Origin of the sequence: Acinetobacter sp. Colony158 (genome assembly GCF_019264745.1) — a bacterium.
Classification (GTDB): Bacteria; Pseudomonadota; Gammaproteobacteria; order Pseudomonadales; family Moraxellaceae; genus Acinetobacter; species Acinetobacter ursingii.
In genome coordinates this window covers 1,608,581-1,609,807 of record NZ_CP078523.1, presented here as the reverse complement: position 1 = coordinate 1,609,807, position 1,227 = coordinate 1,608,581, and the positions used below count along the sequence as shown (strand labels likewise).

Genomic DNA, 1,227 nt, shown 5'->3' with positions numbered 1-1,227 from the left:
TTTGCGTTCATTTTAACAACGCAATGCAACTCAAGATTTATTTTCTGATTATTTGTTTTCAGTTAAGATAATTTGCCCAATATTTAACAGATAGAGAGTTCAGTGCAACAATACGCGCCAACCCTACAACGAGCTTTACTGTTCGGATTACTGATTATCCTGCTTTTTTTAGGATTTAATATCCTGAAATATTTTATTGTTCCTGTGGTTTGGGCGGCGATTATTGCGTATATGACTTGGCCAATTTATCTGTGGGTACAGCGTTTGTGTGGAGTGCATCGCCCAAATCTGAATGCCTCAGTCATGATTTTACTGATTATTTTGGTGATTGGTGTACCGCTGACTTTTGGCGTATTTATGCTGCAACACGAAGGCCGCAATCTCTTTTTTGAACTACAAAAACAAATTTTTTCAGGTCATTTAGATGTTCCAGATTTTATTCGTGAGCTGCCGATTATTGGAAAGGAAGTTTCACGGATCCTCAATGACATCAATAATGATCCTAATAGTATTACCCAAAATGTAGCCGCGTGGATTCAGGGTCATATGGGCTATGGCCGTTTTGTATTAAGTGAAATTAGCCGAAATCTGGTTAAATTGGGTTTTGCGCTTTTATCACTCTATTTCTTTTACCGTGATGGGCCGATCATTTTAAGTCAGGTCAGTAAAGCCATGGAAATGGTCATCGGGCCACGTGTTCATCATTATCTGGACACCATTTCTGAAACCACTCGCGCAGTTGTTTACGGTGTTGGTTTAACAGCAGTGGCTCAGGCAATTTTAGCAGGACTCAGTTATTTTATAGCAGGTGTCCCAAATCCAATGGTTTTGACCATTGTTACCTTTTTATTGGCCTTGATTCCTTTTGGAACGCCTGTGGCATATACCTCTGTCGCACTTTGGTTGTTTTCTCAAGATCATATGATGGGTGCGATTGGTGTGATGCTATGGGGTGTTTGTATCGTCAGTACTTCTGATAATGTGATTCGTCCTTTGGTGATTTCAGGCGCAACTAAGATTCCGTTTTTACTCATTATGTTTGGCGTATTGGGCGGTTTAGCCAGTTTTGGATTGGTCGGATTATTTATCGGCCCTGTGATTTTGGCAATTTTGCTTGCGATCTGGCGTGAATGGTTACATGAAAATATTGAACCTGAACCAATGCCGAAAACCACCATGATTTATGATGATCTGGATGATCCTAAAGTTTAGTGATTGAATATTTTA

1 protein-coding gene is annotated in these 1,227 nt (G+C 39.8%); it reads left to right on the top strand.

The features are described from left to right. Positions 1 to 102 precede the first annotated feature (102 nt). The gene (locus tag JR005_RS06595) at positions 103 to 1,212 is read left to right on the top strand and encodes an AI-2E family transporter (RefSeq protein ID WP_004985212.1); all 1,110 of its coding nucleotides are present in this window, start codon (positions 103 to 105) and stop codon (positions 1,210 to 1,212) included. The last annotated feature ends 15 nt before the right edge of the window (positions 1,213 to 1,227 follow it).